The following is a 21,760-nucleotide window of genomic DNA, read 5'->3' as shown; positions in this document are numbered from 1 at the left end:
GAATCCTCTTCTCTCACCAGGTCTCGGGCAGGCTGGGTGCCGGCTCCGTCGACGGAGGGACCCGATACATCTCGAGGACCTGGGACATGATCTTGTTGAAGGTCGGCGCCGCAGCGGCCGACGTCTTGATGGTACTGGGCTTGGTGAAGGTCACGACGACGACGTATTGCGGGTTCTCGGCCGGAGCGATGCCCGCCACCGAGACGATGCGGTCAGAACCGTAGCCGGTTCCGTCCGAGCGCGCGACCTCGGCGGTGCCGGTCTTGGCGGCGACGCGGTACCCGGGGATCGACAGGACGTCCTTGAGGTCGCCGTCGCTGACGACCTTCTCGAGCATGTTGACGGTCGTGTCGGCGGCCCACGGGGAGACGACGCTCGTGCCCTCGGCCGAGGGGGTCTCGGTGACGGTGCCGTCGGGGGCCGTGCACCCGGCGACGAGGTTGACCGGCAGACGGGTACCGTGGTTGGCCAGCGTCTGGTAGATGCTCGCGATGTGGACGGCGGTCGTCGAGACACCCTGCCCGAACATCGTGTTGATGCTCGTCTGCTGGTCCCACTGCGAGGCCGGCCGGATGCCCGTCGTGGGCTCGCCGAGGAAGGCCACGCCGGTCGGGTCGTTCAGACCGAACTTGACCATGTAGTCGTGACGTTGCTGGGCCGACAGCGACTGACCGAGCAGCGAGATGCCGACGTTGGACGAGTCGCGCAGGATGCCGGTCAGCGTGAGGTTCTCGGTCGGGTGGAAGGTCGCGTCGTGGATCTCGCCGCCCCACGGGAACGTGCGCGAGTAGGGCACCGTCGCACGCGTCGCGGGATCGGCCTTGCCCGAGTCGAGCAGCATGGCGGCGGTCATCGCCTTGAAGGTCGACCCCGGCTCGTACGAGTAGGTGAAGGCCTTGCTGCCGAGGTCGTCGACGGCGGTGCCGTTGACGTCGTTGGGGTCGACGGCCGGGTAGTCGGCGACCGCGAGCAACGAGGCGTCGCTCGCCTTCATGACGACGGCCGTGGCCGACTCGGCTCCGATGGCCTCGGCCTGTTCGCCCAGCGCCTGCTGGGTCATGTACTGGAGGTCGCTGTCGACGGTGAGACGAAGCGTGCCACCGGCGACGGCCTTCTTGGTCGTGACGGTGCTGCCGGGCAACTGGACGCCGTCGGCTCCGCGCTCGTAGGTCTCGGAGCCGTCGGTGCCCGCCAGGCACGCGTCCTGGCTCAGCTCGAGTCCGGCCTGCGGCCCGTCGGTACCGATGAAGCCCGTGAGGTTGCCCGCCACCGCGCCGTTGGGGTAGGTGCGTGCGGCCTGGCGTTGGAAGTACACCCACGACACGTTCATCTCGCGGACCTCGCGGAAGGCGTCGACGTCGACACCCTTGACCAGGTAGGCGAAGTTCGCCTCGGGGTCGGTGGTCAGCGCCTTCTTCATGGTGGCGGAGTCGCCCCCCGTGATCTTCGCGATGCGCTCGACGACCTGGTCGACGGTCAACTCGGTGGTCCCGCCGTCGTCGCCCTTCACCTTGGCCGTCGTGGCGAACGCCGGAGCGGCCGTGATGTTGTACCGGGTGACGCTGCCGGCGAGCACGGTGCCGTCCACGTCGGTGATGTCACCACGATCGCCGTAGGTCGTCTGCACGATCTCGCGCTTGTTCTGGGACTGCTCGTTGAGCTCGGCCGCCTGCACGAGCTGGATGTCTGCCAGGCGCACCACGAACACGCCGACGAGGGCGATGATCAGCGCCATCGCCAGCGTCACGCGGAGACGGCGGCTTCGGGGAGCTGCTTTCACGAGAGGTTCCTCACCGCGACCGGGCGCCTGCCCGACCCGCTGTCGTCGATCGATGTACCTGTGACGGCACGTCGCTAGCGGGTCTGGGGAGCCGCCAGCTCGTTCGCGCCCGACGCTACCGACTCGTCGGCCGATCCCTCGTCCGCCGCGCCTGCGTCGGTCGGAACGGCCGTGGCTCCCGCCGTCGTCGGAGCACCGATGGACGTGGCGGCGGGGTCGGTGCCGGCAGCAGCGTCGTCAGCGGCGGCGGTCGCGGGGGCCTTGGTCGTGAGCGGGACGCCCTCGAGGAGGGTGTTCGGGATCAGGTTGCCGGACGTCGCCTCGTCGGCACCCGCCGCGGGTGCGGGTGACCCGTGGACCGCACCCGTGGCGAGATCGAGGTAGACGGGGTTCGAGTTGCGGACCATGCCGAGTTCGTCCGCGTTGGCGGCGAGGTTCTGCGGCGAGGACAGGACGTCGCGTTGCTCGCTGTACTTCTGCTGGTCGCGGACGAGCTCGGTCTTGGCGGCCTGCAGGTCGGAGATCTTGTACGCGCCGTCGCTGAGAGCGATGCTGATGGCCAGTTGGGCCAGCAGGAGGACGAACAACGCCGCCGTCGCGATGAGTGCGTAGGCGATCTTCGGCCGGGCTCGTCGCTGTGCCCGACTCGTGACGATCTCTACCGGTCGCGCCGCCGGGCTGGACGACGGCTGCGGACGGGTCGACGGGGTCGCGATGGCCAGGTTGCTGCTCATGCTGTTCTCCGGATTCGTTCGGCGGCGCGCAGTCTCACGGGCTTGGCTCGGGGGTTGAGGTCGCGCTCGGCGTCGGAGGCCAGTTCGGCCCCGCGGACGAGCAGGCGGAAGTCGGGACGGTGCTCGGGCAGCTCGACCGGAAGACCCTGCGGTGCCGTGGACGTCGTGCGGGCGGCCAACTCGCGCTTGACGAAACGGTCCTCGAGGGACTGGTAGGCCAGCACGACGATCCGCCCCTCGACGGCGAGGCGATCGAGGGCCACCGGGACGGCCGCCTCGAGCGAGGCCAGCTCGCCGTTGACCTCGATGCGCAGTGCCTGGAAGACGCGCTTGGCGGGGTGACCGGCACGTTGCAACGCCATGGGCGTCGCCGCGATGAGGAGGTCGACGAGCTCGCCGCTGCGGGTGAGCGGCGAGTCGCTCCGGTGCTCGACGATCCGTCGGGCGTACCGCGGAGCCAGCTTCTCTTCGCCGTACTGGTAGAAGATGCGGCGAAGTTCGCTCTCGGGGTACTCGGCGAGGACGCGCTCCGCCGTGACGGGAGAGGTGGGGTCCATGCGCATGTCGAGCGGGGCGTCCTTCGAGTACGAGAAGCCGCGCTCGACCCGGTCGAGTTGCAGTGACGACACGCCGAGGTCGAAGAGCACCCCGTCGACCGTGTCGAGGTCGAGGTCGTCGAGGGCCTCGGCGATGCCGTCGTACGTGGTGTGCACGAGGCGGGCACGCTCGCCGAAAGGGGCGAGCCGCTCGCCGGCGAGGGCGAGGGCCTCGGTGTCGCGGTCGAGCCCGACGACGGTGAGTTCGGGGAAGGCCTGCAGCATCGCTTCGCTGTGGCCCCCCATGCCGAGGGTGCAGTCGACGACGACGGCGCCCGGACGCGAGACGGCCGGGGCGAGGAGTTCGAGGGTGCGCTCGAGGAGGACGGGGGTGTGGATCTGATCGGCCATGACGACACGGGCTGCGCTCGTCGGCCCTGATCCCCATCCGTCGGGACCTGGCACCGGGGAAGGTGCGCCAGGGCTGACGGCTGAGGGTCGGGGCCCACGGGCTAGAAGAGCCCGGGGATCACCTCCTCGGTGGTGTTGGCGAACTCGGCCTCCTGGGCCTCGTAGTAGGTGTTCCACGCGTCGGTGGCCCAGATCTCGGCACGGTTGCCCGCACCGATCACGGTGAGGTCCCGACCGAGGCCGGCGTACTCGCGCAGGGACACCGGGATGGTCACCCGGTGCTGCTTGTCGGGGATCTCGTCACTCGCGCCGGAGAGGAAGAGACGCATGTAGTCACGGGCCTGTTTGCTCGTGACCGGCGCCTGGCGGATGCGCGAGTGCATGTCTTCGAACTCGCGCTGGCTGAAGACGTAGACGCACCGCTCTTGCCCACGGGTCATGACGAGGCCGGAGGCCAGTTCGTCACGGAATTTCGCGGGGAGGATGATGCGCCCTTTCTCGTCGAGCTTGGGCGAATAGGTGCCGAGGAACATGCGCCCGTCTCCCCTCGCCCCCGCGCCCCTCTGTGGCACGTTCCTCCACTTTACTCCACAAGCCACCACCCAGCAACGAAAAGACGGCTGCACCCGCACGTGTCTCGCTTGCGATCCGCTCCAGTTCGGGGGCCACGCGTGTGGAGGAGGGTGGAGGGAAAACGACGTGAGGAGGCGCGTCCTGCGTGTCGCAGACGTCCTGCCGGTCGATCCGGCGCACGAAAAAGGGGCCGGCCCGAAGGCCGACCCCTGAGGTCGTGGTGATCGTGGAGGCTAGGCGTCGCGCCCGTCACCGTCTTGACGACGGTCCCACCGGTCGTTGAGACGGTCCATCAGACCGCCCTTGGCAGGATGCGCCGGACGCGAGGTGGAGGAACGGGGAGCGGGCGGCACGGAAGCCGTCGCCGACCCCTTGCGCTTGGGCGGGGCGATGGCGAAGAGAACGCCGGCCAGCATGACCACGAACCCCGCCACGCCGATCAAGGGCTGACGGAAGATGACGCCTGCGACGATCACGGCGATGCCGACGAGCGCACCGAGGACCCCGACCACGACGAGCGTGTAGTTGGGTCGGCCACCGCGGTTGCCGACCGTCGCCACGAAGTCGGAGTCGTTGTTGTAGAGACTCCGCTCCATCTCTTCGAGGAGCCGCTGCTCCTGTTCGGAAAGTGGCATCTTGGTGTTCCCTTCGAGCACGGGCTCTCAAGCGCGAGGCGGGAGCCTCGGGATCGACGCGATGAGTAGCTGCGAGTGTATGCCCGACAGCTATCGCTAGGCTAGGCAGCGTGGCTGAGAGTACGCGGTTAGTGGACGTCGTTCAAGAGCGCATCGACCGGTTCCTCGAGCGGCAGCGACCGGCCCTGACGGGCATCGCTCCCGACCTCGATCCCTTCTCGCTCTACTCGAGCGATCTGCTCCGCGGCGGGAAGCGCTTCCGGGCTCTCTTCTGCTACTGGGGCTGGCAGTCGGTCGCCGGGCTCGACACGGGCTTCGACCCGCTCGGAGAGGCCCGCGACGAGCGCGAGATCGACGCGGTCATGACCGCCTCGGCAGGGCTCGAGTTCTTCCACGCGGCGGCGCTCGTGCACGACGACATCATGGACAACTCCGACACGCGCCGGGGGTTGCCCGCGGCGCATCGGCGCTTCGAGGCCCTGCACCGTGAGGGGTCCTGGCTCGGGTCTCCCGAGGCGTTCGGCCGGTCGGGCGCCCTCCTCATGGGCGACCTGCTGCTGGCGTGGAGCGACGAGCTGCTGAGCGAGGCACTCGACTCCCTCCCGTCCCGCGAGGCCGCCCGCGCGGCCCGCCTCGAGCTCAACCGCATGCGGACCGAGGTCACGGTGGGCCAGTACCTCGACATCCTCGAGGAGAACGCCTGGCGGACGGTCGACGAGTTGCAGCTGCTGCCGCGTGCCCAGCGCGTCATCGTCTACAAGTCCGCGAAGTACAGCGTCGAGGCTCCACTGACCGTGGGCGCGGCGATGGCGGGGGCCGACCGGACCGCCCTCGAGTCCCTGCGGCACTTCGGACTGCCCCTCGGCATCGCCTACCAACTGCGTGACGACCTCCTCGGCGTGTTCGGCGACCCGTCCGTCACGGGCAAGCCCGCAGGCGACGACCTCCGAGAGGGCAAGCGCACGGTCCTCGTGTCGACCGCTCGTCGAGCACTGCCCCCGGGGGCCGTCCGCCTGCTCGACGAACTCCTCGGCGACCCCGAACTCGACGACGACCAGATCAGCATGCTGCAGGCGACGCTCCGCGACAGCGGTGCCGTCGACGCGGTCGAGCAGACGATCACCGATCAGGTAGAGCGCGCCGTCCACGCACTCGAGAGGTCCGGCCTCGCGCCGTCGGCACGGACGCAGCTGACGCGACTCGCCGAGACCGTCACACGCCGCGCCTCCTGAACCCGCTCACGGCTCGACGGCCGTCGCCTGACCTTCCGGGGGCCGTACGGGGAAGAGGCTAGAGCAGGCTCTGTGCCACGCGCCGGACCTCGGCCTTGCGCCCGGCCTGCAGGGCAGCGACGGGACTCGTGCCGAGCGCCTCGTCGTGGGACAGCATCCAGTCGATGGCCTCGTCGTCGTCGAATCCGTTGTCCGAGAGGACCGTCAGCGTGCCTCGGAGGTCGTGCCTCGGCTCGGAGCCGTCGAGGAAGACGGCCGGCACCTTCGTGACGCCGTCCACGCGGGTCCCGACCAGGACGTGCTCCTCGAGCAGACGACGCACGCGACTCACCCCGAGGCCGAGACGCTCGACGAGGTCGGGCACGGTGAGCCATTCGGTGTCGGCGAACCAGGGGCGTTGAGAGAGATCGGTCACGCGACAACCTTGCCACGGGTTCGTGACCCTCGCCGCGCCTCCCCGTTCTCATCCCCCAGTGCGAGTCACATTCGCAACATGCGCCCCACTGATTGACTTGGATATCCACGTGTGCCAACTTGGGACGATGTGGCACCGCGGCTCTCCGATCACCCAGCGACCGTGTCCCCGCCCCCGAACCGAGGATCAGCCCATGAACGACGTCAGTCCCGCCCGCCCCGACTCCGAGTCCGCACCGACCCCGGACGCTCGGTCGACCAGCGCGTTCGGCCCCCTCGGTGGAGGCGACGAGCGCAAACCGCTCTCGCGCATGGCTCGATCCATGCTCAACACGGTCCCCATCGTCCTGGCGGGCTCCATGGCCCTGAGCATGGGCGTCACCGGCCCCGTGTTCGCCCTCGACCAGGGTCCCACGAAGAAGCCCGACGCGTCTCCGCGTCCCGTCCTGCCCCCTCGGCTGTCGGCGCCCGAGCAGAAGACCGCGGCCACCGTCGAGACCGCTGCGAGCTCTGCACGCGTCTTCGGCGCCGCCCCGGCGACCTACACCGTCAAGTCGGGTGACACCGTCGCGAGCATCGCCGGCTCGTTCGGCCTGAGCACCGCGTCGGTGCTCGCCCTCAACGGCCTGAGCTGGAAGTCCACCATCTTCCCGGGCCAGACACTGAGCCTCAGCGCCGCCACGAGTGCCGCGGCCAAACCGTCGTCCGTGCCCGCTCCGGTCAAGGCGACGGGCGGCCGGTACGTGATCGTCCGCGGGGACACGCTGAGTTCCATCGCGCGAGCCCACGGGGTCACGACCAGCGCGCTCATCCAGGCGAACGGGCTGGGACTGTCGAGCATCATCTACCCGGGCCAGACCCTGACCGTCCCGACGGGTTCGTCCGCGTCCACCGCCGCGCCGCCGGCCCCTGCCGCCGGCCCCGCCGTGGGCAGCTACGTCATCCAGCGGGGTGACACCATCGCCTCGATCGCCTCGAAATCGGGCACGAGCGTCAAGGCCCTCCTCGCCGCGAACGGGCTCTCGTTCACCAGCACCATCTACGCCGGCAAGACCCTCACCCTGCCCGGTGCCGCGGCGCCGACCGCCACGACCGTGGTCGCGGCGACGTCGGCCGCTCCGTTGGGCGTCAGTGCGACGCTGACGGCCGAGCAGGCCGGCAACGCCCGGACCATCATCTCGGTGGGACGCCAGCTCGGGGTCGGAGACCGCGCCATCGTCATCGCGCTGGCTGCCGCCGCACAAGAGAGCAGCCTGCGCAACCTCGATCACGGCGACCGGGATTCCCTCGGCCTGTTCCAGCAGCGCCCGAGCACGGGGTGGGGAACCCCCGCCCAACTGCGCGACCCGGTGCACGCGACCAAGCTCTTCTTCGGTGGTGCGAGCAACCCGAACACGGGCAAGACGCGAGGCCTCCTCGACGTCAAGGGGTGGCAGTCGATGTCCCTGACGAAGGCGGCGCAGGCCGTGCAGTACTCGGCGTTCCCCGACGCCTACGCCAAGTGGGAGGCTCCCGCCACCACCTGGCTCGCGACCCTCCGCTGAACCGCGGACGGCCCGCGCGTCGGGCGGTTTGCCGCCGTGCGGTGAGTTGAGGCACCGGCACGGCCCTCGGTCCGTAAAATCACGAGGGTGAGCGTGAACCAGACTGACCCGATGATCGGCCGTCTCATCGAGGGCCGGTACGAGGTCCGTTCACGCATCGCCCGAGGCGGCATGGCCACGGTCTACCTGGCCACCGACCTGCGACTCGAGCGTCGCGTGGCCATCAAGATCATGCACGGCCACCTCGCCGACGACGCGTCGTTCAAGGAGCGCTTCATCCAGGAGGCGCGATCGGCCGCCCGCTTGGCGCACCCCAACGTCGTCAACGTCTTCGACCAGGGACAGGACGACGACTCGGCGTACCTCGTCATGGAGTACTTGCCCGGCATCACGTTGCGAGAACTCCTGCAGGACCACAAGGTGCTGACGCCCGAGCAGGCGATGGACATCCTCGAAGCGGTCCTCGCCGGTCTCGCCGCCGCCCACCGGGCCGGCATCGTGCACCGTGACCTCAAGCCCGAGAACGTCCTCCTCGCCGACGACGGACGCATCAAGATCGGCGACTTCGGCCTGGCGCGGGCCGCGACGGCCAACACGGCCACGGGCGCCGCCCTGCTGGGGACGATCGCCTACCTCTCCCCCGAACTCGTGACCCGGGGCATCGCCGACACCCGCAGTGACATCTACGCCCTCGGCATCATGCTGTACGAGATGCTCACGGGCGAGCAACCCTACAAGGGCGACCAGCCCATGCAGATCGCGTACCAGCACGCCAACGACACGGTCCCGACCCCCAGCTCGGCCAACCCCCGCGTACCGGTCGAGCTGGACGAACTCGTCCTCTGGGCCACCGCACGCGACCCCGAGCAGCGCCCGCGAGACGCCCGAGCCCTGCTCGACCAGCTGCTCGACGTGCAACGGGTGCTCGCCGACCCGTCGGGACCGCCCGCCCACAGGACGATGGTGCTCCCGGCCGCCGGCGCGACCTCCGTCCTGCCGTCGGGCGGCACGGGCGAGACGCAGATCCTGCCGAAGGCCCGGCACCGGACCGGACCGGTCCAGGCGGAACCCGACGACGCCGCCACGACCCTCGCCGCCGTCGCCGACCGGCGTCGGCGACGGGGTCGGGTGCTCATGGCCCTCGTCGTCGTGGTGGCGCTGCTCGCAGGAGGGGTGGGCTGGTGGTTCGGTTCGGGGCCCGGCGCCCAGGCGTCCGTCCCCGACGTGACGGGACAGGACCCTGCTGCGGCATCGGCCGCCCTCACGTCGGCCGGCTTCGTGGTCGCGCCCGACCCCCAGTCGGACTTCTCCCCGGTGGTGCCCACGGGCCAGGTCACGCGCACGGACCCCGACGCCACGTCCCGGGTGCAGAAGGGTTCCACGATCACCCTCGTGGTCTCCCAGGGACCCCGTCAGCTGCCGGTGCCCACGGTCGTCGGCGGGACCGCGAAAGCTGCCACGGACGCACTCTCGGACTTCACGCTGCAGCCCACGTCGAGTCAGTTCGACGCGTCCGCCGCCGGCACCGTCCTCGCGATCAGCGGCGTGGACGACGCCGGCACCCCGGTCGATCTCGCCGGGGCCGCCCAATACGGCGAGCAGCAGCCGGTGACGCTCACCGTCTCGCTCGGACCCGTTCCGGATGTGGCGGGCCTCTCCGTGGCGGATGCGCAGAGCGCCCTCGCGGGGGTCCAGTTGACGGGCGTCGAGAGCGGGACGGAGTTCAGCGACGGAGTCACCTCGGGGGAGGTCATCCGTTACGAGCAGCAGGCCGAGGGGGCACTCCGCCAGGGCGACACGGTCAACCTCGTCGTGTCGAAGGGCCCGCCGCCCATCACGATCCCGGACGTCCGGGGCAAGACCATCGATGCGGCCACGTCACAGTTGCAGGGGCTCGGCTTCCGGGTGAGCTACCCCCGCTGCACGGCGTTCACCTGCGCGTTCTACGACTGGGAGGCCAGCCTGCCGGTCACCGCGACCGACCCCGAGGCCGGCCTGACCGCCACCAAGGGCGCGACCATCACCCTCTCGTACCGGGTCGAATGACACGCGACACCGCCTGACGTCGAGGGCACCCACACGACGACGGCCCCGGGGACCGATGGTCCCGGGGCCGTCGACGTGACGACGAGAGTCAGTCCGCAGCGAGCTCTTCGGACACCAGGAAGGCCAGTTCGAGTGACTGCATGTGGTTGAGTCGCGGGTCGCAGAGGGACTCGTAGCGAGTGGCGAGCGTCGCTTCGTCGATGTGCTCGGAACCCCCCAGGCACTCGGTGACGTCGTCACCGGTCAACTCGATGTGGATTCCGCCGGGGTGCGTTCCGGCTGCACGATGGGCCTCGAAGAACCCCTTCACCTCGTCCACGATCTCTTCGAACCGCCGCGTCTTGTAGCCCGCGGGCGTCGTCAGACCGTTGCCGTGCATGGGATCACTGACCCACAGGGGCGTCGCGTCCGCCTGCTTGATGGCCTCGAGGAGGGGAGGCAGGGCATCACGGATCGTGCCCGCGCCCATGCGGGTGATGAAGGTCAGACGCCCGGGCTCACGCTCGGGGTCGAGCTTGTCGATGAGGCGCAGCATGTCGTCGGCCGTCGTCGTCGGGCCCAGCTTCACACCGATCGGGTTGCGCACCCGCGAGAGGAAGTCGACGTGGGCACCGTCGAGGTCGCGGGTCCGTTCGCCGATCCACACGAAGTGGGACGAGAGCACGTACGGAGTGCCCGTGCGCGAGTCGATCCGGGTCAGGGGGCGCTCGTAGTCCATGAGCAGGCCCTCGTGGCTGGTGTAGAACTCGACGCGCTTGAGCTCGTCGAAGTCCGCCCCGGCCGCCTCCATGAAGCGGATCGCCTTGTCGATCTCGCGGGCGAGGTGTTCGTACTGCGCGTTGGCCGGGTTGCTGGCGAAGCCCTTGTTCCAGCTGTGCACCTGACGGAGGTCGGCGAAGCCGCCCTGTGTGAAGGCCCGGATCAGGTTGATCGTCGAAGCCGAGGTGTGGTACCCCTTCACCAGTCGAGACGCATCCGCGCGCCGGGACTCGGGGGTGAAGTCGTAGCCGTTCACGATGTCACCGCGGTAGGCCGGCAGCGTCACGCCGTCCCGGGTCTCGGTGTCGCTGGAGCGCGGCTTGGCGAACTGGCCGGCCATGCGGCCCATCTTGATGACGGGGACGGACGCGCCGTACGTGAGGACCACTGCCATCTGCAGGATGGTCTTGACGCGGTCACGGATCTGGTCGGCGGTCGCTCCTGCGAAGGTCTCGGCGCAGTCACCGCCCTGCAGCAGGAACGCCTCGCCCCGGGCCGCCGAGGCCAACCGCGTGCGGAGGGTGTCGACCTCGCCGGCGAAGACGAGTGGCGGCAGGGTGGACAGCTCGGCCGAGGCGGCCTCGACGGCTGCACCGTCGTGCCAGGTGGGCTGCTGCTTGATGGGGAGCGTGCGCCAATGGTCGAGACCGTCGATCACGTCGGGATCGGTGACGACGAACGGTTCGGTGAGCTGGGCCACGGTCTTCCTTGCCAGTTGACGGTCTCGAGGCCGAACGACCTCGACAGGCGAGCCTACCGTGAAAGGGTCGAGCGCTTCTCTTTCACGCTGGTCGCGTAGACGTCGCGGTACTGCTGGCCGCTGAGGGCGTTGAGCTCGTACATGATCTCGTCCGTGATGGACCGCAGGATGAACCGGTCGCCCTCCATGCCCTCGAAGCGGCTGAAGTCGAGCGGCTCGCCGAAGACGATTCCGACGCGGTGCAGACGCGGGATCTTGGTCCCGGTCTTCATGACCTTCTCTGTTCCGATCATGGCGACGGGGATCACGGGCACGTGACCCTCGAGGATCATGCGCGCCACCCCCGTCCGGCCGCGGTACAGCTTGCCGTCGGGGCTCCGGGTGCCCTCGGGGTAGATGCCGAGTTGCTCTCCGCGGCGCAGGACCGACAGGCCCGTCGCCAGCGAGGCCTCGGAGGCCTTGCCCCCGGACCGGTCGATGGAGAGCTGCCCCGTGGCCGTGAAGAACAGCCGGATGGCCCAGCCCTTGATGCCCTTGCCGGTGAAGTAGTCGCTCTTGGCGAGGAAGGAGATGCGCCGATCGAGGGCGAGCGGCAGGAAGATCGAGTCGACGAACGAGAGGTGGTTGCTCGCGAAGATGACGGCACCCGAGTCCGGGACGTGCTCGCGACCGCTGACCCACGGTCGGAAGATCGACAGCACGAGTGGACTCGCGACCATCGTCTTCAGGAACCAGTAGAGCATCGGTGCTCCTCTCGTCGGGGCGTCGGGAGTCTAGCGGTCGCCGGCGTGGAGGCGGGCGAGGTCGGCGGCCCCCACGACCCCCGCGTCGTTCACGAGCTCGGCGATCACGAACTCGGGCTCGGGATGGTAGCCGCGAGCAGGCAGGTGCTCGAGGTACGCCGCGCGCACGGGTGCCAGCAGCAGCTCGCCGGATTGCGCCACGCCACCGCCGAAGACGAAGACCTGCGGGTCGAGGATCGCGCTCAGCGACGCGGCGGCCTGACCGAGCCAGGTGCCGAGACGGCGCAGGGCCTCGACGGCACCGACGTCGCCGGACTGGAGCAGGAGGCTGACGTCGTGGCCCGAGAGCTCACCGCTCTCGGCGCGCAGATCGGCGAGGCCGCGGCCGACGCCACCCTCGTCGGCGACCTCACCTGCGATCCGCAGCAGCGCGCGGCCCGAGCCGTACTGCTCGATGCACCCGCGGGCCCCGCAGCCGCAGGGAAGGCCGTCGGGCACGATCCGCATGTGACCGAGCTCGCCACCCGTGCCGAAGCCCCCGCGCAGGAGGCGGTCCTGCGCCACGATGGCACCGCCGACCCCCGTGCCGATGGTGAGCATGGTCATGTCGCTGGCGAGACGGCCGGCCCCGAACCGGAACTCGGCCCAGCCGGCGGCGTTCGCGTCGTTGTCGATCGTGATGTGCAGGTCGAGTCGTTCGGACAACCGCGCCCGCAGGGGTTCGTTCCGCCATGCGATGTTGGGTGTGTAGTAGACGGTCGACTGGGCGGCGTCGATGAAGCCGGGAGCGGCCACTCCCGCGGCGACGACGGCGGGGTGGCGTGCCTGCAACGAGGTGATCATGTCGACGACCGCGTCGACGATCGCCCCCGCGTCACCCGCGGGCGTCGCGACTCGCTCTTCGTCGACGATCTCGCCGAACTCGGTGACCACCCCGCCCGCGATCTTCGTCCCACCGATGTCGATTCCGATTGCCTGCACGAGGATCGAGTCTATCCTCGACGACCGATCACGTTCAGCACCGCCCCCGGCGAGGTCACGTTAGGGTTGTCGAACCATCGTTCGGTACCGAAGGAGCTGCCGTGAACGAACACATCGTCCCATCCGCCGTCCCCGCCGACCCGTCCGCCAACGTGACCGACCTCCTGCTCGCCCGGGCCGCGGCCACGCCTGACGAGCCCCTCTTCGCCGTCCCGGACGGAACGGGCGGGTGGCGCGACGTCACGGCATCCCGGTTCCTCGAGCAGGTACGGGCCCTCGCGAAGGGACTCATCGCAGCAGGCGTCGGACCAGGCGACAAGATCGGCCTCATGTGCCGCACGCGCTACGAGTGGACCCTCGTCGATTTCGCGCCGTGGTTCGCCGGTGCCCTGCTCGTCCCTGTCTACGAGACCTCGTCGCCCGCACAGGTCCTCTGGAACCTCAGCGACTCGGAGGCCGTGGCCGTCATCGTCGAGACCGCGGACCACTTCTCGCGGTTCGACGAGGTGCACCCCGAGCTGCCCGCCGTGACGCGCGTCTGGCAGATCGACCTGGGCGACCTCGACAAACTCGCCGCCTCAGGTGTCCACGTGTCCGACGACGAACTCGAGACCCGCCGCAGCGCGGCCGTCGCCGACGACGTCGCCACGATCATCTACACCTCGGGCACCACGGGCCGCCCCAAGGGATGCGTGCTGACCCACGCCAACTTCGTCGAGACGAGCCGCAACGCCGCCGTCGCCATGGGCGACGTCGTGGCCCCCGGCTCGTCCACCCTCCTGTTCGTGACGACCGCGCACGTCTTCGCGCGCTTCATCGCGGTGATGTCGGTCCACGCCGGGGTGAAGGTCGGCCATCAGGCCGACACGAAGCAGTTGCTGCCCTCACTGGCCTCGTTCAAGCCGAGCTTCCTGCTCGCGGTCCCCCGCGTCTTCGAGAAGGTCTACAACTCTGCCGAGCAGAAGGCCGAGGCCGGGGGCAAGGGCGGCATCTTCCGGCAGGCCGTCGCCGTCGCCATCGCCCACAGCAAAGCACTCGACGAAGGCACCGTGCCCCTGGGCCTCAAGCTCCGCTTCGCGCTGTTCGACAGACTCGTGTACGGCAAGCTCAAGAAGGCCATGGGTGGCAACATCCGCTACGCCGTCTCGGGTTCGGCTCCACTCGGCACGCGCCTCGGGCACTTCTTCCGCAGTCTCGACATCCGCATCCTCGAGGGCTACGGGCTGACCGAGACCACGGCTCCGGCGGCCGTGAACCTCGTCTCGAAGTTCAAGATCGGAACGGTCGGGCCGGCGTTGCCCGGGGTCGGCATCAGGACCGCCGACGACGGAGAAGTGCTCGTCAAGGGCGTCAACGTCTTCGCGGGGTACTGGAAGGACGACGAGGCCACGGCTGCCGTCCTGGACGACGGATGGTTCCGCACCGGAGACCTCGGCTCGCTCGACGCCGACGGCTATCTCACCATCACCGGCCGGAAGAAGGAGATCATCGTCACCGCCGGAGGCAAGAACGTCTCCCCCGCGGCTCTCGAGGACCCGATCAGGGCGAATCCCTTGGTCGGTCAGGTCGTCGTCGTGGGTGACCAGCGGCCGTTCGTCGCCGCCCTCGTCACCCTCGACACCGAGATGCTGCCCGTGTGGCTGAACAACGCCGGCGAGGCGGCCGACATGCCCCTGGCCGAGGCCGCCCGGCACCCGAAGGTCCGCGCCGAGGTCCAACGGGCCGTCGACGCCGCGAACGCCGCCGTCTCGCGGGCCGAGTCGGTCCGCAAGTTCGAGATCCTGCCGGTCGAGTTCACCGAGGCCGGTGGTCACCTCACCCCCAAGATGAGCGTCAAGCGTGCCGTCGTGGTGAACGACTTCGCCCAGCAGATCGCCGACATCTACACCGCCCACCCCGACACCGAGTCGGTGCGGACGATCACCGCACGGGGACGGTGATCACGCCCGCCACCAGTCGGCGGCACGGATCTCGCGCATGGCCTCGCGCTTCGTCTCGGGCTCGAGGGTGAGTACGTAGAGCGTGCCGTCGAGGTGGTCCGTCTCGTGCTGCAGGGCCTGGGCCATGAGCCCGGTGCCCTCGAGCACGACCTTGCGGCCGTCGAGGTCGACCCCCTCGACCCGGGCGTACTCGTAGCGCGGGGTCGGGAACCAGAACCCGGGTACCGAGAGACAGCCTTCGTCGACCAGGGTCTTCTCGCCCGAGACCTCGACGACGACGGGGTTCAGGACGTAGCCGACCTGCCCGTCGACGTTGTAGCTGAAAGCACGGAGGGACACCCCGATCTGGGTGGCCGCGACCCCGGCCCGTCCCGGCTCGCGAACGGTGTCGAGGAGATCCTCGACCAGGGACGCGAGGCGCGGGTCACCGATCGTCACGGGGTCGGACGTCGATCGAAGGACGGGATCGCCGAACAGGCGGATGGGTCTCACGCTCACGGCGCGCCTCCTGGGGTGGGTCTGGGTGTGGTGCGGACGACACGTCGCGACACCGTGACGACGACGACGGGCGGGCCGGCGCGGTCACTTCGTGGAAGCGGACGCACGCCGCATCGACGTGGCTGTTGGGTGATTCAACAGTAGTGAAGGTATCGTCTGTGTCGTGCATGTACTCAGCGTCAGCTCTCTCAAAGGGGGCGTCGGCAAGACGACGGTGACGCTCGGACTCACGTCGGCCGCCTTCGCCAAAGGTCTCAGGACCCTCGTCGTCGACCTCGATCCCCAGTCCGACGTCTCGACCGGCCTCGACATCACGGTCTCGGGCCACCTCAACGTCGCGGACGTCCTCGCTTCGCCGAAAGAGAAGACGGTCCGGGCGGCGATCGCGCCCAGCGGCTGGACGAAGGGTCGCCAGGGCAAGGTCGACGTCATGATCGGCAGCCCCTCGGCCATCAACTTCGACGGTCCGCACCCGTCGATCCGTGACATCTGGAAGCTCGAGGAGGCCCTGGCCAACGTCGAGGCCGACTACGACCTCGTCCTGATCGACTGCGCCCCGTCGCTCAACGCCCTGACGCGCACGGCGTGGGCCGCGTCCGACCGCGTGACGGTCGTCACCGAACCGGGTCTGTTCAGCGTGGCCGCTGCCGACCGAGCGCTCCGCGCCATCGAGGAGATCCGTCGGGGTCTGTCACCGCGCCTCCAGCCACTGGGCATCATCGTCAACCGCGCCCGCGTGCAGTCGCTCGAGCACCAGTTCCGCATCAAGGAGTTGCGCGACATGTTCGGCCCCCTCGTCCTGTCGCCTCAGCTTCCCGAGCGCACGTCGCTGCAGCAGGCCCAGGGCGCGGCCAAGCCCTTGCATGCCTGGCCCGGCGAGAGCGCTCAGGAGATGGCCCGCAACTTCGACCAGTTGCTCGAGCGGATCATGCGCACGGCCAAGATCGGTGACTACGCCGAGCCCGCCGCCCGCTGAGCCGGCACCCGTCCCCGACGCGACGGCGAAGGCCCCGCACGAGATCGTGCGGGGCCTTCGTCGTTCTCGACCACGTGACGCGGTCGAGGGCTGATCAGCTGGCGCGTGTGCCGCGTCGGGCCGCGAGCTCGTCGGACGGATCGGAGGCGGGTGTGCTGTCGATCTCGACGAGACTCGACTCGACCTCGCGGAGGACCTTGCCCACGGCGATGCCGAAGACGCCCTGACCGCGGCTGACGAGGTCGATGACCTCGTCGTCCGACGTGCACAGGTAGACGCTGGCCCCGTCGCTCATCAGGGTCGTCTGGGCGAGGTCGTTCACCCCGGCTTCGCGGAGCTGGTTGACGGCCGTGCGGATCTGCTGGAGCGAGATGCCCGTGTCGAGGAGGCGCTTGACGAGCTTGAGGACGAGGATGTCGCGGAAACCGTAGAGGCGCTGCGAGCCCGAGCCTGCTGCGCCGCGGATGGTCGGCTCGACCAGTTCGGTGCGCGCCCAGTAGTCGAGCTGGCGGTAGCTGATTCCGGCGGCCTTGGCCGCGACGGTGCCGCGGTATCCGCTGTCGGCGTCGTGTTCGGGCAGACCGTCGGTGAAGAGCAGACCCAGCTCGTAGCGGGATTCCTCGGGGGAACCTGACTCACTCATGCTGTTGCCTTCCACGTTCTTCTTCCGGAGCTCAACGTTCAACATCGGGTTGATGGTTGTACAGGACTCACGGTACCCACAACGGGGAGCTGCCTGGGCGACATTCGCTCCGACGGGTCGGCGTGTCGAGGATATTCGCCCGGAGCGTGGACGTCTAGGCGTCGAGACGCCCCAGAGCGGATCGGACCAGGCCCGAGCGGACGACGTCGACCTGCGCCGCGAGCTCGCGGGAGAGCTCGGCGACCCGCGCGCGGGACGCCGCGTCGTGCTTGCGCGCGAGCGGAGCGAGGGCCGTCTCGATGAGGCCGAGTTCGCGGTCGACCGAGGCACGGACCGGCCGTAGGTGCCGAGGTTCGATGCCTGACCTGCCCAGCTCGACGAGGGCCGACAGCACCGAGACCGCCTCGTCACCGTATCGACCCGCCGACGGCAGGAGCGACGCCGAGACGGCCTCGTCGAGCAGGGCGGGAGACGCCCCCGTCTCGCGCAGCAACTCGTCGCGACCGAGCCGACGACCGTGCGTCAGGATCGAGACGGGTGCCGCCCCGGACGGGAGCGACGCCGGGCGCCCGGCGTCGAGGTCGGCGAGGTGCTGACGGATGACCTTGAGCGGCAGGTAGTGGTCACGCTGGAGCCCGAGAATGAAGCGGAGGCGCTCGACGTCTGCCGGCGAGAACTTGCGGTAGCCGGACGGGGTGCGCACCGGCGTGACCAACTCGCGCTCTTCGAGGAAGCGCAGCTTGCTGTTCGACAGGTCGGGGAACTCGGGCTTCAGCCGCGAGAGGACCTGCCCGATCGTCAACAGGTCGGACGGCCCGGTCTGCGACGACCGGGCGGCGGCGGTGCGGGGCACGACTACTTGATCGCCAGGTTCGCGAGGTCGACCCGCGATGCGTAGAACGTGAGGCGGAACTTGCCGACCTGGACCTCGGCCCCGTCGGAGAGCCGGGCCTCGTCGATGCGGACACCGTCGAAGTAGGTGCCGTTCAACGACCCGAGATCGTGCACGCTGAAGCTGAGGCCCTCGCGGCGGAACTCGGCGTGCTTGCGGCTGACCGTGACGTCGTCGAGGAAGATGCCGGCCTCGGGGTGACGCCCGGCGATCGTGACGTCGGAGTCGAGGAGGAATCGTGCGCCGATGTTGGGGCCGCGGCGGACCACGAGGAGCGCGGAACCCGAAGGCAGGGCGGCGACGGCGTCACGCTCGTCGGTGGACACGCCTCCCTCGAGGGCTGCCAGTTGCGCCTGGAACTCTTCGTTAAAGCTGAGGGTCGTGTCGACCTCGCGAGGGGCGCCGGGAGCGCGGTCCTGCTCGCCGGGTGCCGGGTTGGCGGGCTGTGCCATCGTGGACCTCCTTTGGCGTCCCAGCGTATCGGAACTCCGACCCTCGTCGGGAACCGATTTCGGGGACCGCCCGCCCGGATGGCGGGTACCGGCCGTGGTGAGACGATCTCGGCTTCGTTCACCGCGCCTCCTCATGGGACTCCCCACCGCCTCAGGGTCTGGTCATAGGGATCTCTTGGGGTCGCACCGTTCCATGGACCCATCGTCACCACCACCGCCACAGGAGGCACACCATGAACGACCGAGACGGCGACACCACCGGCACCCCGGACGACGCCACGCCCGTGACGCCCTCCGCGTCGACCGAGCAGCAGGGCGGGGAGAACGCCGAGCAGGCCACCGGGCAGCCCGCCGAGGCACACACGCCCCCCCACGTCACCGGCGCGTCCGACGCACGCTCCGTTTCGGCGGCCCCGACCTGGATGGCCCACGACGACGCGCGCCAGTCGTACGCCGCGACGCCGGGAACGCCCGCGACGACCGGTGGTGACGGTGCACACGGCACGGTGCCCCCAGCCTTCGGCGGCTCGCCCAGGCCCCGCCGGTCGAAGAAGTGGCTCGCCCTCACCGGTGCGGCGGCGGCCGTCGTCATCGTCGCGGGTGCGGCGGGGGGGGGTGCCTCCGCCGCCGGTCGCTCGGCCGGAACCGCAGCGGCACAGGCCGCCAGCGAACGCCAGGCCCTCGAGCTGCTGCCCCAGCTCACGCAGCCGGGCAGCGGGTCGAGCGGCTCGACGTCCCCGTTCGGCGGCTCGACCCCGCAGGACGGATCGTCACAGGGCGGGTCGTCGCAGCAGGGGACCTCGACCCAGACCAGCGCCACGGCGGCGACCGACGAGGAGAAGGCCGGCGTCGTCACCATCGTGTCGACCCTGAACTACGACGCCTCGTACAAGTCCGCGGGCACGGGCATGATCCTGACCTCGGGCGGGCTCATCCTGACGAACAACCACGTCGTCCAGGGCGCGACCAGCATCCAGGTGACCGTCGAGTCGACGGGCGAGACCTACACGGCCGACGTCGTGGGCACGGACGCCACGAACGACGTGGCCGTGCTCAAGCTGCAGAACGCGACCGGCCTCACCCCGGTGAGCTTCGACTCGTCCGGCGACGTGGCCACGGGGGACGTCGTCCACTCGACGGGCAACGCCGAGGGCACGGGCGACCTGGTCACCGCCCAGGGCACGGTCCTCGCCACGGACCAGTCGATCACGGTCCAGAGCGAGTCCGGCTCGGGCACCGAGTCGCTGTCGGGTCTCATCGAGGTCGACGCGGACGTGGTCTCGGGCGACTCCGGCGGCCCGCTGCGCGACGGCGACGGCGACGTCGTCGGCATCGTGACGGCGGCTTCGCAGGGCTCCTCGACGATCACCGGGTACGCCATCCCGATCGATCACGCCCTGTCGATCGCCAAGCAGATCCAGTCGGGCACGGGGAGTTCCACCGTGCAGATCGGCCTGCCCGCCTTCCTCGGCGCGCAGATCTCGAGCACGGCGACCGGCACCGCGGGCGGCGTCACGATCGCCGGCACCGTCGAGGGCAGCGCGGCCGCGTCGGCCGGCCTCGTGGCCGGCGACGTGATCACCGCGATCGACGGGACGGCCGTGGCGGACTCGTCCGCACTCACGGCCGCGATCCAGGCTCACGACTCGGGCGACCAGGTCTCGGTCACCTGGACCGACACGGCCGGCACGTCCCACACCGCGACGGTCACGTTGGGCGACGGACCCGCCGCCTGATCCGAGATCGGGGACGGACGGGCCCGCGCCACCGGTCGGTGGTGCGGGCCCGTCCGTCCGTGTCAGTCGAGGCCGACGGCGTGGCGGAAGACGCCGGGACGCACGACGGTCGCCCCGAGGGCGGCCACCCGATCGGTGAGGCCCCGGTCGGCGGTCACGACGACGACACGGGGCGCCACGCCGGACACGTCGCGCAGGCCGCGCACGCGGGCCACGATCGCCGAGTCGCCGTCGGCCTCGGCACGGTCGACGGTCAGACCGGGGAACGTGTCGCCGACGGCCCGCGCCTCGCCTTCGACGACGGCGGTCGTCTCCGGCCACCGCCAGGTGGGTGCCCCGGGCGGTTCGGCGGCGGTGCCGTCCGCGAACGCCGCGGCGTCCGTCGGGGAGGCACTCCGGTCCGGCCCACTCGGCGCGACCGGCGTGTCGTCCCCTCCGCCGCCGGACGAGACCAACGACTCGGCCACTCCGTCCCGGGCGCCGCGCGAGAGGGTGTCCAGGAACCGGTTCGTGGCGCCGACGCGGTCGCGCCACCATCCGTCGGGTCGGGAGCCGAGGACGTTCGCGACGTCGACGACGACGTGCACATCGCTCCTGAGCTCGGGCCGGAGCCTCGGCCACGAGGCGGCGAAACCGGGGTGCAACGGGAGACCGACCACCTCGTCGGCGGGCACCCAGCCCAGGGCGATGCTCTCGGCGTCGGACACCACGGGTTCGAACGGACGCACGGCGCGGGCCACGACGGTCGTGTACGACCAGAAGCCGAGGTCGAGCTCGGCCGCGAACAGCAGTCGCAACGCGTCGCGCGGCACGGCTGCCTCTTCACCGCTCTCGCGCAGGGCGCCCTCGACCGCGCTCTCGCCGTGATGGCGGGCGCCGCCGGGCAGCCCCCACGTGCCGCCGAAGTGACTCCAGTCGGCCCGGTGCTGCAGCAGCACCCGGTCGTCGGGGTCGACGACGAGCAGACCCGCGGCCCCGGCGCGGCCCCAGAACCGACGTCCGTCGGGGGCCTCGACCCAGCCGTCCGCGGGCTCCTGCGTGTTCACACGGTCGAGCTTGCCACAGGGACGAGGAGGCGGTGCCCGCGTCGCGCGCAGGACGTCACGTCGACCGGTCGACGCGGTGGCGGGCGACCAAACCGACGGGGCGGGAGCTCCGAAGGCATGCATGGGGCTGGCCCGCGACCCGATGTCGGGCCAGCCCTCCCCCGGTTCCAGCACCGCGCCTCCTCGGGTCCGGTGTCGGGTCGAGCAGGTCAGGGCTGCTGCACGGAGAAGACGTTGCCGGCCGGGTCCGTGAACCAGGCGATGTCGGGGCCCACCCCACGCTGCGCCCGCGCATCACACCACGCTCGTCGGAGCGGCCGCCGAGATGCTGTGGTTCGAGACCGAGCTCGGCCAGCCCGTCGAGGGCGGCGTCGTCGACGACGACCTCGGTCTCGAGGCCGAGGACGTCGCGGGAGAAGGACGTGGCGGCGGGCACGTCGTCGACGCCGAACCCGGTCCAGCCGGACTGCGGACGGAACACGGTGGCCC

General features: G+C 70.1%; 20 protein-coding genes. 6 read left to right on the top strand and 14 right to left on the bottom strand.

Going from position 1 to position 21,760, the window contains the following annotated elements:
• Positions 1-13 precede the first annotated feature (13 nt).
• The 5 genes from AEQ27_RS11520 to AEQ27_RS11500 form a co-directional block, all read right to left on the bottom strand.
• Complete coding sequence (locus AEQ27_RS11520; protein ID WP_235451073.1) at positions 14-1,780, bottom strand: penicillin-binding protein 2; 1,767 nt, start codon at positions 1,778-1,780, stop codon at positions 14-16.
• A 74-nt stretch (positions 1,781-1,854) separates the two neighbouring features.
• Positions 1,855-2,514, bottom strand: coding sequence for a hypothetical protein (locus AEQ27_RS11515; protein ID WP_054146785.1), 660 nt, complete (start codon positions 2,512-2,514; stop codon positions 1,855-1,857).
• Complete coding sequence (gene rsmH, locus AEQ27_RS11510) at positions 2,511-3,461, bottom strand: 16S rRNA (cytosine(1402)-N(4))-methyltransferase RsmH (protein WP_054146784.1); 951 nt, start codon at positions 3,459-3,461, stop codon at positions 2,511-2,513. Before rsmH ends, AEQ27_RS11515 begins: the two co-directional genes overlap by 4 nt.
• A 101-nt stretch (positions 3,462-3,562) precedes the next feature.
• The gene (gene mraZ, locus AEQ27_RS11505; protein ID WP_054146783.1) at positions 3,563-3,994 is read right to left on the bottom strand and encodes a division/cell wall cluster transcriptional repressor MraZ; all 432 of its coding nucleotides are present in this window, start codon (positions 3,992-3,994) and stop codon (positions 3,563-3,565) included.
• Positions 3,995-4,267: 273 nt separating this feature from the next.
• Entirely contained in the window at positions 4,268-4,669 is a 402-nt protein-coding gene (locus tag AEQ27_RS11500; RefSeq protein ID WP_054146801.1) for a DUF3040 domain-containing protein, read from the bottom strand.
• A gap of 110 nt (positions 4,670-4,779) precedes the next feature.
• Between AEQ27_RS11500 and AEQ27_RS11495 the strand changes: the two genes are divergently transcribed.
• Positions 4,780-5,901: a polyprenyl synthetase family protein gene (locus AEQ27_RS11495; protein WP_054146782.1), complete on the top strand. Its 1,122-nt coding sequence runs from the start codon at positions 4,780-4,782 to the stop codon at positions 5,899-5,901.
• A gap of 58 nt (positions 5,902-5,959) precedes the next feature.
• On the opposite strand, the gene AEQ27_RS11490 is transcribed toward AEQ27_RS11495, so the two are convergent.
• On the bottom strand, positions 5,960-6,316 hold the full coding sequence (locus tag AEQ27_RS11490) for an Rv2175c family DNA-binding protein (protein WP_054146781.1): 357 nt from the start codon (positions 6,314-6,316) through the stop codon (positions 5,960-5,962).
• Positions 6,317-6,509: 193 nt separating this feature from the next.
• Here AEQ27_RS11490 and AEQ27_RS11485 point away from each other — a divergent pair, with 193 nt between their 5' ends.
• Together AEQ27_RS11485 and pknB are read left to right on the top strand one after the other, a co-directional pair.
• Positions 6,510-7,859 (top strand): LysM peptidoglycan-binding domain-containing protein, encoded by a 1,350-nt coding sequence (locus tag AEQ27_RS11485; RefSeq protein WP_054146780.1) that lies wholly within the window; start codon positions 6,510-6,512, stop codon positions 7,857-7,859.
• 87 nt (positions 7,860-7,946) lie between these two features.
• A complete protein-coding gene (gene pknB / locus AEQ27_RS11480) occupies positions 7,947-9,905 on the top strand; it encodes a Stk1 family PASTA domain-containing Ser/Thr kinase (protein WP_054146779.1) in 1,959 nt (652 codons plus the stop codon).
• An 88-nt stretch (positions 9,906-9,993) separates the two neighbouring features.
• On the opposite strand, the gene AEQ27_RS11475 is transcribed toward pknB, so the two are convergent.
• The 3 genes from AEQ27_RS11475 to AEQ27_RS11465 all read right to left on the bottom strand — a co-directional run bounded on the left by AEQ27_RS11475 (position 9,994) and on the right by AEQ27_RS11465 (position 13,088).
• Positions 9,994-11,322, bottom strand: coding sequence for a class II 3-deoxy-7-phosphoheptulonate synthase (locus tag AEQ27_RS11475; RefSeq protein ID WP_054146800.1), 1,329 nt, complete (start codon positions 11,320-11,322; stop codon positions 9,994-9,996).
• 95 nt (positions 11,323-11,417) lie between these two features.
• Positions 11,418-12,107, bottom strand: coding sequence for a 1-acyl-sn-glycerol-3-phosphate acyltransferase (locus tag AEQ27_RS11470; RefSeq protein ID WP_054146778.1), 690 nt, complete (start codon positions 12,105-12,107; stop codon positions 11,418-11,420).
• A 30-nt stretch (positions 12,108-12,137) separates the two neighbouring features.
• Complete coding sequence (locus AEQ27_RS11465; RefSeq protein WP_054146777.1) at positions 12,138-13,088, bottom strand: ROK family glucokinase; 951 nt, start codon at positions 13,086-13,088, stop codon at positions 12,138-12,140.
• Between the two features lie 101 nt (positions 13,089-13,189).
• Here AEQ27_RS11465 and AEQ27_RS11460 point away from each other — a divergent pair, with 101 nt between their 5' ends.
• Positions 13,190-15,028 (top strand): long-chain fatty acid--CoA ligase, encoded by a 1,839-nt coding sequence (locus AEQ27_RS11460; protein ID WP_054146776.1) that lies wholly within the window; start codon positions 13,190-13,192, stop codon positions 15,026-15,028.
• Here AEQ27_RS11460 and def read toward each other — a convergent pair whose 3' ends face one another.
• Positions 15,029-15,526: a peptide deformylase gene (gene def / locus AEQ27_RS11455; RefSeq protein WP_054146775.1), complete on the bottom strand. Its 498-nt coding sequence runs from the start codon at positions 15,524-15,526 to the stop codon at positions 15,029-15,031.
• Between the two features lie 163 nt (positions 15,527-15,689).
• Here def and AEQ27_RS11450 point away from each other — a divergent pair, with 163 nt between their 5' ends.
• Positions 15,690-16,502, top strand: coding sequence for a ParA family protein (locus AEQ27_RS11450; RefSeq protein WP_054146774.1), 813 nt, complete (start codon positions 15,690-15,692; stop codon positions 16,500-16,502).
• Between the two features lie 94 nt (positions 16,503-16,596).
• Here AEQ27_RS11450 and AEQ27_RS11445 read toward each other — a convergent pair whose 3' ends face one another.
• From AEQ27_RS11445 to AEQ27_RS11435, 3 genes are all read right to left on the bottom strand, one after another.
• Positions 16,597-17,145: a MerR family transcriptional regulator gene (locus AEQ27_RS11445; RefSeq protein WP_054146799.1), complete on the bottom strand. Its 549-nt coding sequence runs from the start codon at positions 17,143-17,145 to the stop codon at positions 16,597-16,599.
• Between the two features lie 154 nt (positions 17,146-17,299).
• The gene (locus tag AEQ27_RS11440) at positions 17,300-17,998 is read right to left on the bottom strand and encodes a MerR family transcriptional regulator (protein ID WP_054146773.1); all 699 of its coding nucleotides are present in this window, start codon (positions 17,996-17,998) and stop codon (positions 17,300-17,302) included.
• Between the two features lie 2 nt (positions 17,999-18,000).
• Entirely contained in the window at positions 18,001-18,489 is a 489-nt protein-coding gene (locus AEQ27_RS11435; protein WP_054146772.1) for an FHA domain-containing protein, read from the bottom strand.
• Positions 18,490-18,722: 233 nt separating this feature from the next.
• On the opposite strand from AEQ27_RS11435, the gene AEQ27_RS11430 reads away from it, so the two are divergent.
• On the top strand, positions 18,723-20,225 hold the full coding sequence (locus AEQ27_RS11430; protein ID WP_235451071.1) for a S1C family serine protease: 1,503 nt from the start codon (positions 18,723-18,725) through the stop codon (positions 20,223-20,225).
• 62 nt (positions 20,226-20,287) lie between these two features.
• On the opposite strand, the gene AEQ27_RS11425 is transcribed toward AEQ27_RS11430, so the two are convergent.
• On the bottom strand, positions 20,288-21,271 hold the full coding sequence (locus AEQ27_RS11425; RefSeq protein WP_054146771.1) for an NUDIX hydrolase: 984 nt from the start codon (positions 21,269-21,271) through the stop codon (positions 20,288-20,290).
• Between the last annotated feature and the right edge of the window lie 489 nt (positions 21,272-21,760).

The organism is Frigoribacterium sp. RIT-PI-h, from assembly GCF_001297205.1.
In the GTDB taxonomy this organism is placed as follows: Bacteria; Actinomycetota; Actinomycetes; order Actinomycetales; family Microbacteriaceae; genus Frigoribacterium.
Note: the sequence above shows the minus strand (reverse complement) of the source record. Positions and strands in the feature narration are given on the sequence as shown.

Excerpts from the sequence above, each read along its gene's own strand:
- AEQ27_RS11515 (WP_054146785.1), bottom strand. The coding sequence starts at position 2,514 with ATGAGCAGCAACCTGGCCATCGCGACCCCGTCGACCCGTCCGCAGCCG.
- AEQ27_RS11445 (WP_054146799.1), bottom strand. The coding sequence starts at position 17,145 with ATGAGTGAGTCAGGTTCCCCCGAGGAATCCCGCTACGAGCTGGGTCTG.
- AEQ27_RS11500 (WP_054146801.1), bottom strand. The coding sequence starts at position 4,669 with ATGCCACTTTCCGAACAGGAGCAGCGGCTCCTCGAAGAGATGGAGCGG.
- AEQ27_RS11430 (WP_235451071.1), top strand. The coding sequence starts at position 18,723 with ATGAACGACCGAGACGGCGACACCACCGGCACCCCGGACGACGCCACG.
- AEQ27_RS11470 (WP_054146778.1), bottom strand. The coding sequence starts at position 12,107 with ATGCTCTACTGGTTCCTGAAGACGATGGTCGCGAGTCCACTCGTGCTG.
- mraZ (WP_054146783.1), bottom strand. The coding sequence starts at position 3,994 with ATGTTCCTCGGCACCTATTCGCCCAAGCTCGACGAGAAAGGGCGCATC.
- AEQ27_RS11435 (WP_054146772.1), bottom strand. The coding sequence starts at position 18,489 with ATGGCACAGCCCGCCAACCCGGCACCCGGCGAGCAGGACCGCGCTCCC.
- rsmH (WP_054146784.1), bottom strand. The coding sequence starts at position 3,461 with ATGGCCGATCAGATCCACACCCCCGTCCTCCTCGAGCGCACCCTCGAA.
- AEQ27_RS11485 (WP_054146780.1), top strand. The coding sequence starts at position 6,510 with ATGAACGACGTCAGTCCCGCCCGCCCCGACTCCGAGTCCGCACCGACC.